Annotated in this window: 7 protein-coding genes; 4 read left to right on the top strand and 3 right to left on the bottom strand. The window is 61.3% G+C overall.

What is annotated here, in order from left to right; translation table 11 throughout:
- Positions 1 to 49 precede the first annotated feature (49 nt).
- A complete protein-coding gene (locus AUP43_RS05415; RefSeq protein WP_067553559.1) occupies positions 50 to 1,597 on the bottom strand; it encodes an alkaline phosphatase family protein in 1,548 nt (515 codons plus the stop codon).
- A gap of 161 nt (positions 1,598 to 1,758) precedes the next feature.
- Between AUP43_RS05415 and AUP43_RS05410 the strand changes: the two genes are divergently transcribed.
- Both AUP43_RS05410 and AUP43_RS05405 read left to right on the top strand, forming a co-directional pair.
- Positions 1,759 to 2,265, top strand: coding sequence for a GreA/GreB family elongation factor (locus AUP43_RS05410; protein WP_067553557.1), 507 nt, complete (start codon positions 1,759 to 1,761; stop codon positions 2,263 to 2,265).
- Complete coding sequence (locus AUP43_RS05405) at positions 2,265 to 2,843, top strand: DUF6152 family protein (protein ID WP_067553554.1); 579 nt, start codon at positions 2,265 to 2,267, stop codon at positions 2,841 to 2,843. Before AUP43_RS05410 ends, AUP43_RS05405 begins: the two co-directional genes overlap by 1 nt.
- A gap of 7 nt (positions 2,844 to 2,850) precedes the next feature.
- On the opposite strand, the gene AUP43_RS18590 is transcribed toward AUP43_RS05405, so the two are convergent.
- Together AUP43_RS18590 and AUP43_RS18950 are read right to left on the bottom strand one after the other, a co-directional pair.
- Positions 2,851 to 3,705, bottom strand: a complete 855-nt coding sequence (locus AUP43_RS18590) for a DNA adenine methylase (RefSeq protein ID WP_084462583.1) — start codon at positions 3,703 to 3,705, stop codon at positions 2,851 to 2,853.
- Complete coding sequence (locus AUP43_RS18950) at positions 3,705 to 5,051, bottom strand: hypothetical protein (protein ID WP_157089251.1); 1,347 nt, start codon at positions 5,049 to 5,051, stop codon at positions 3,705 to 3,707. The genes AUP43_RS18590 and AUP43_RS18950 overlap by 1 nt, the downstream gene beginning before the upstream one ends.
- Before the next feature lie 193 nt (positions 5,052 to 5,244).
- Between AUP43_RS18950 and AUP43_RS05400 the strand changes: the two genes are divergently transcribed.
- Together AUP43_RS05400 and AUP43_RS05395 are read left to right on the top strand one after the other, a co-directional pair.
- Positions 5,245 to 5,631 (top strand): DUF6152 family protein, encoded by a 387-nt coding sequence (locus tag AUP43_RS05400; protein ID WP_232314883.1) that lies wholly within the window; start codon positions 5,245 to 5,247, stop codon positions 5,629 to 5,631.
- Positions 5,631 to 6,155 carry a hypothetical protein gene (locus AUP43_RS05395; protein ID WP_067553552.1) on the top strand — a complete coding sequence of 175 codons (525 nt, stop codon included), beginning with the start codon at positions 5,631 to 5,633 and terminating at the stop codon, positions 6,153 to 6,155. The genes AUP43_RS05400 and AUP43_RS05395 overlap by 1 nt, the downstream gene beginning before the upstream one ends.
- Positions 6,156 to 6,194 lie beyond the last annotated feature (39 nt).

Here is a 6,194-nt window from a genome sequence, read left to right as displayed (position 1 = left end):
ATGCTGAGGAGGCCCGCAGGGTCGTCTCGAAGCATAGGGCAGCCGCCGCCTACCCGACTCGCGCGACGCCTCCCGGACCAAGCTGGAGGTTGGCCAGCGTGCCCTCCTCATGCTCCATCCGCCAGGAGAGCAGGCGCTGGGCGCAGGCGAGGGCCACCGGCGCGTAGGCCGGGTCGGCGGCCAGGTTGCGCAGCTCGTGCGGGTCGGCCTCCAGGTCGAACAGCAGCGGCGGCAGGGCGGTGAAATGGACGTATTTCCAGCGTTCCTCGCGCCAGGCCATCAGCGTGCACTGGTCGGCCTTCAGGCCCAGCGGGCGCTGCAAGACCGGCTCATGCGCGTCGCGGAAATCGAACAGCGAGCACACCGCCCGCCGCCAGTCGGCGGGGGCGGCCTCCCCGTCCAGAAACCCGCCCAGCGAACGGCCGTCGCACTGGTCGGGGATCGGCAGGCCCAGCCGGTCCAGGAGGGTCGGCATCACATCGACCGATTCGGTGAAGACATCTACCTGCCCGCCGCCCGCCGCATCGGGATCGCGCAGGATCAGCGGGATATGGTAGGAGCCTTCGAAATAGCCCTGCTTGCCGAGCAGATGATGGTCGCCAAGCTGCTCGCCATGGTCGGTGGTCAGCGCCACCAGCGTGTTCTCCCACAGTCCCTGCGCTTTCAGGAAGGCGAACAGCCGGCCCAGATTGGCGTCCACCTCGCTGAGCAGCGCGTAATAGGTGGCGCGGAGCTGGCGGATGTCGCGCTCTGTCAGATCGGTCGCCAGCCCGTCGCCATGCTGGAAGAAGCTCTCCTGCCGCACCGCCTCCAGCAGAATCTTCAGGAACGGGTGCTGCGCCTTCTCCGCCGCCAGGCTGCCGGCGCGGACCGGGGCGGGCACGGCGTCCGGGTCGTACAGTGCATGATAAGGCTCCGGCGCGATAAAGGGCGGGTGCGGGCGCAGATAGGACAGATGCAGGAAGAACGGCTCCTCCCCCTGCATCGAGAGATGCTGGATCGCCCGGTCGGTCAGCCACCAGGTCTCGCTATCCTGCGCCGTGAAGATCGCCGGCGCGAAGGTCGGTCCCCGGCTGGAATCGAGCGAGGGATCGAGCCCCGCCGGGGCCGGCTGGTAGATCGCGTGGCCGGGGCCGGGCACCGCATAGCCCTTGGCCTTCAGATCGGCCAGCCAGGGCTTGGAATCCTCCCCCAGCCGCACGCCCACCGTGAAGCCGGGCAACACGCCCTCATAGCTCTCCAGCCGGGGATCGCCGGGGGGCAGGGCGCGCGGGTCGGGCGAACTGTCGGTATAGCCGAACAGCACCGGGTCGTAGCCCGCCTTGCGCGCCTCCAGCGCAATGTTGGTGAAGCGCGCATCCAGCGGCGTGCCGTTGCGGATGGAGCGGTGATTATGCGGGTACAGCCCGGTCAGCAGGCTGGCGCGCGACGGGCCGCAGGGCGCGGCGTTGGCGTAGTGCCGGCGGAACAGCGTGCCCGCCGCCGCCAGCGCGTCGATATGCGGCGTGCGGACCACCGGGTGGCCGACGGCTCCCAGCGTGTCGCCGCGCCACTGGTCGGCGGTGATGAGGAGGATGTTGCGCTTCCGGCGGTTCATGGGCGGCTCATGGGTGGCTCAGGGATTGGGGTGTCCTGACGGTTCCTGGGCCAGACCATGCCATTTTGCCGCCGCCGCGCCAGCGAAATTCGATGACGTTTGCATGTCGCCTCCCCATGTCTAGGGAACGGCATCCAATCAGCAGAAAAGGGGATGACGCCATGAGCCGTGCCTTCGTGAAGGAACCGGACGGCGATGTGCCGGCGGACGAGATGGATCTGCCGCAGTCGGACCATCCGAATTATGTGACGCCCGCCGGGCTGGCGCAGCTACAGGCGCGCCTGGACGATCTGGAGGCGCAGAAGGCGGCGCTGGCCGCCCAGGGCGACGCCCTGGAGACCCACCAGGCGCTGGCCCATCTGAACCGCGACATCCGCTATGTCGAGGGCAGGCTGGAGCGCGCCATCCCGGTCGATCTGGCCGCCCAGCCGCGCGAGCGCGTGGCCTTCGGCGCCATCGTCACGGTGGAGGATTCGGCGGGCAAGCAGTCCGACTTCGCCATCGTCGGCGAGGACGAGGCCGATGTGGATGCCGGCAAGGTCTCCTACGTCTCGCCCCTGGCCCGCGCGCTGATGGAGGCGGAGGTCGGCGACAGCATCACCTGGAAGCGCCCCGCCGGCGATCTGGCGCTGGAGGTGGTCGCCATCCGCTATCCCGAGGAATCCTGATGCCGGCCGGCGTCCGCCCGCCGCGCCGCTTCGCGCCCCTGCGCGCGGCCGGTCTTGTCGGGGCCCGTCTGGTCGGGGCCGGTCTGCGCGCGGCCGGTCTTGTCGGGGCCCGTCTGGTCGGGGCCGGTCTGCGCGCGGCCGGTCTTGTCGGGGCCCGTCTGGTCGGGGCCGGTCTGCGCGCGGCCGGTCTTGTCGCGATTCTGGCCGCCGCGCCCTTCCTCGCCCTGGTTCCGGCCCCGGCGCAGGCCCAGACGGCCGCCCCAGCGGCGGGCCAGGACTCCCCGCGCGCGCATGACTGGTCCGCCTACGACACGGCGCACCGGCCGATCCGCGTCAGCGGCACCATCCGCGTGCTGGATTTCACCGCGCCCCACGCCGTGCTGCGCCTCGAAACCGAAGGCCGCGTCTGGCGCATCATCCTGCCCGACCCCACCACGCTCCGCCAGGAAGGCCTCACCCCCACCACCCTGACCGAGGGCAAACCGGCCGTCGCCGTCGGCTTCCCCCGCCTCGACGACGGCATCGAACTCCGCGCCATCCGGCTGACGGTGGATGGGGAGATGCATGAGTGGCGGTAGGGGGAGTTCAGGCCGCGTGCCGCTCAAACCCTGGGATCGCAGGCATGGCCAAGACATCACTTAGAAAAATAACTTCCTTACCAAAGCCAACTGCCCCAGCACTATAATTTAGAGAATACAGAATGGGATCAAATTCTGAATATATATCTAAAATTGGTGCAACAGCATCGTAAGAAACCACCCATTTGCTATCACGATAAAATTCTACTAATTTTTTTACCTCAACATGATCATTGTGAGTGTATGCGTTTCTATAAAGTTTACTGCCCTTGACGTAATATGGTGGGTCTAGATAGGTAAGTGTATCTCGGTCCCTTAATGAATGTGATAGAAAATCCAGGGCATCCAAACAACTAACGGTAATATGCGACCGGAATGGGGCCAAAGACCTTACAGTTGCCGCCTGTTTCTCCCTATCAAACCGGGCATCTAAGCGCCATTTTCCTGTTTGCGCGTAACCACCAACTGGTCCGGCACCCTCAATGATCCCCGACCGATTTGTGCGATTCAAGAAAAAGGTAGAAAAACCAAGGGCAAGAATATCAGATGTGTCCTTTGCGCGCCATATTTCGCGTTGCCGATGCCATTCATCTATTGTCAGATTTGCGGTTTCAATTAGCCGACATAGCTCGCTGTTATGTTGCAGCGCACATACCCAGAAAGCCCAAATAGACTCATCAACATCGTTGAGTGAAACCCGATCAACCAAGCCGCCTGATAGCAATTTGAGGGCTAGCCCAGCCCCGCCGGCATACGGCTCGCAATAATGGGATTCTCGAACTTGATTGTACGCTAGGAGATTGGCGAAGAAATTAAACAACTTCGCCTTTCCACCTGGATATCTTAACGGCGAAGCAAGCATCACATATTCCGCTTTATAAACGAATCAATACAATCTCGAGCCATCATTAGTCTATGATAATTTGGAACCACTGTAGCGTGTGTGCTTAAGTTCATGTATGAAAGGTAAGATTTTTTGAATTCTTGTAATATTTTTATATCATTTTGATCCATATGTGCTCTTCCAATAACGATATTTAAAGCGCTTTCTAAGTCGAGCAATTTTCCTTGGTGGTTTAGGTTTTTTTCTTCGATGATTAACTTCAGTAAGACCTCCACGATACTGCGTAATAACGCAGATCCAGCGGCTGGGTAGGTCTTCGTATTGAGGCCTTTTGCCTCCTTCATTAATTGGCTTAAAGTCAGGTCATGTCGTTTTACAGCATATCCGAACAGAGCATGAGGCTTCGAACGGGTGCCGCCGCCAGACGGCCCCCCTCCGGTTCCCCCGCCCGACTGCCCGTTGCCTTTTCCGTTGCTTCCGGGGGCGCTTGATCCGCTCTGGCCATCACCGGCGCCATCGTTGCCCTGGGGAGGAACATAGTTTGTAAACACCTCATCATATGAGGCAGTGGCGCTTGGTCCATTGCTCTCGATAACCGTGCGTCTCATGAGATGTTTGAGTTTTGCTTTGGCGTCGCTTGCCACAAATCTTATCTCAAGATTAACTTTATCGAATTCGATCCCCAGCTGTTGTTTGTGGCCAGTCGATTGAAGGAACCGAACGGGAGGGTTAAACTCAACAGACGGGCGAAGAAAAATCTCTCGTTCCGCAGGTGTCCAATCGAGATTTAGGGCCTCCAAATAAAGCATATACTCTAGAAGCAAATCTCGAATAGAACCCTGCGTTCGATCGAAAATATTTGCTAGCTGTCCTATGCTTTTACCAGACTTCCAATCGTCATATACTGCTTTTCGACTGCCGAGATAACTCCATGTTGATTTATCGCCTCGCCCGAAATGAGCCCGTGCCATTATAGGCATCAATGCATCACGGCTGGGCGCAATAGCCACATCAACACTGGCCATTTCGTCTTTCACTGATGGAGAAACGAGTGGCACTGCACTTGCGTACTCGACGGGGGCGACAGCACGGCCAGTTAATAGTTTGTATGCCGCGATGCGCGTGTTGCCTTCGACGACGACATATCGTTTGCCGTTTTTGACGACATAAGGTCGTTCTGCGCCAGGATTGCGGCCTTCGGTGGCGATTTTTTTGAGGAAGGAAGCAAGGTCTTCATGTTCGAAAAAATATTTTAGAATCTCATCTTCTGAGGCGAGCTTTTGTTGTGTAACAATGCGGGGATTGCGGTCATCAAGATCGATCAGGGAGAGGGCGATTCGCTCAAATTTGAATTTTTCGTACATATTATCTCCCTGAATTTTGTTTAAATTGATAGTGTTTCAATCACACTGCACTACCGTCAGATGCAGGGCAAGATTAATTCCTAATTCTTCTTGATTTGGATGTTTCGATAAAAATTACCCTCACCCCCGCCCCAATTTCGTCCCACTTCCCTCGGTAAACTCACATATCCCACCCTGTCTGGAGGCTGTGCCGATGCCGGATTTTTCTCTTTCGCTGCTCGCCCGGCGGTTGTTTTTTGCGATTGCGGCCTTTGCGGTGATCGGGATCGGGCTGCATGAGCGGCAGGCCGAGGCGCATCATGGCTGGAGCAGCTATGAGAGCGAGGCGCGGACGCTGGTCGGGCCGGTCACGGCGCTGTCCTACGCCAACCCGCACGGCACCATCGAGATGACCGCCGAGGGCAAGGCCTACCAGGTGATCCTGGCGCCGGTTTCGCGGATGAACAGCCGCGGCCTGTCGGCGGAGATGCTGGCGGTCGGCACGCAGGTCACCGTGGTCGGCTACGTGAAGCGCGACGATCCGGGCGAGGTGCGCGCCGAGCGCATCAGCGTGGGCGGCAAGACAATCGAGCTGCGCTGATGAATCCTGCGGGCGGGGCAGCCGAGGGGCCTAGCCTCGCCGCCCTGCCCGGCGCGTTCCTGGGCTGGCTGGAGGCGGGCGCTCTCGGCCGCGCCATGCGGCAGGAGCCGCTGCTGTTTCCCGCCGTGGAGATCGTCCATATCCTCGGTTTCGCGCTGCTGCTGGGCAGTATCGCCGTGCTCGATCTGCGCCTGCTCGGCTGGCGGGCGGCGGGAGTGGCCGCCGACCGGCTTGCCGCCGCCACCCTGCCGCTTTCCGTTGCCGGCTTCGCGCTGGCGCTGCCCAGCGGCCTCGCCCTGCTGACCACCGAGGCGAGCGCCACCGGGCGCAACCCGGTCTTCCTCCTCAAGCTCGGCCTGATCGCGCTGGCCGGGCTGAACGCGCTGATCCTGCATCTGACCGCCTGGCGCGCCGTCGACCGCTGGCCCGACACGCCGCCGCCTGCCGCCCGGCTCGCCGCCCTGGCCTCGCTGCTGCTGTGGACCGGCGTGGTGATCCTGGGGCGGCTGATCGCGTATTATTGAGCGGGGGCGGCGCGGTTTCTCCCCTCACCCAGCTCCGGC

The sequence above is a fragment of the Oceanibaculum pacificum genome, from assembly GCF_001618175.1.
Classification (GTDB): Bacteria; Pseudomonadota; Alphaproteobacteria; order Oceanibaculales; family Oceanibaculaceae; genus Oceanibaculum; species Oceanibaculum pacificum.
This window is presented reverse-complemented; position numbering and strand designations above follow the sequence as displayed.

Excerpts from the sequence above, each read along its gene's own strand:
- AUP43_RS18950 (WP_157089251.1), bottom strand. The coding sequence starts at position 5,051 with ATGTACGAAAAATTCAAATTTGAGCGAATCGCCCTCTCCCTGATCGAT.
- AUP43_RS05400 (WP_232314883.1), top strand. The coding sequence starts at position 5,245 with ATGCCGGATTTTTCTCTTTCGCTGCTCGCCCGGCGGTTGTTTTTTGCG.
- AUP43_RS05410 (WP_067553557.1), top strand. The coding sequence starts at position 1,759 with ATGAGCCGTGCCTTCGTGAAGGAACCGGACGGCGATGTGCCGGCGGAC.
- AUP43_RS18590 (WP_084462583.1), bottom strand. The coding sequence starts at position 3,705 with ATGCTTGCTTCGCCGTTAAGATATCCAGGTGGAAAGGCGAAGTTGTTT.
- AUP43_RS05395 (WP_067553552.1), top strand. The coding sequence starts at position 5,631 with ATGAATCCTGCGGGCGGGGCAGCCGAGGGGCCTAGCCTCGCCGCCCTG.
- AUP43_RS05415 (WP_067553559.1), bottom strand. The coding sequence starts at position 1,597 with ATGAACCGCCGGAAGCGCAACATCCTCCTCATCACCGCCGACCAGTGG.
- AUP43_RS05405 (WP_067553554.1), top strand. The coding sequence starts at position 2,265 with ATGCCGGCCGGCGTCCGCCCGCCGCGCCGCTTCGCGCCCCTGCGCGCG.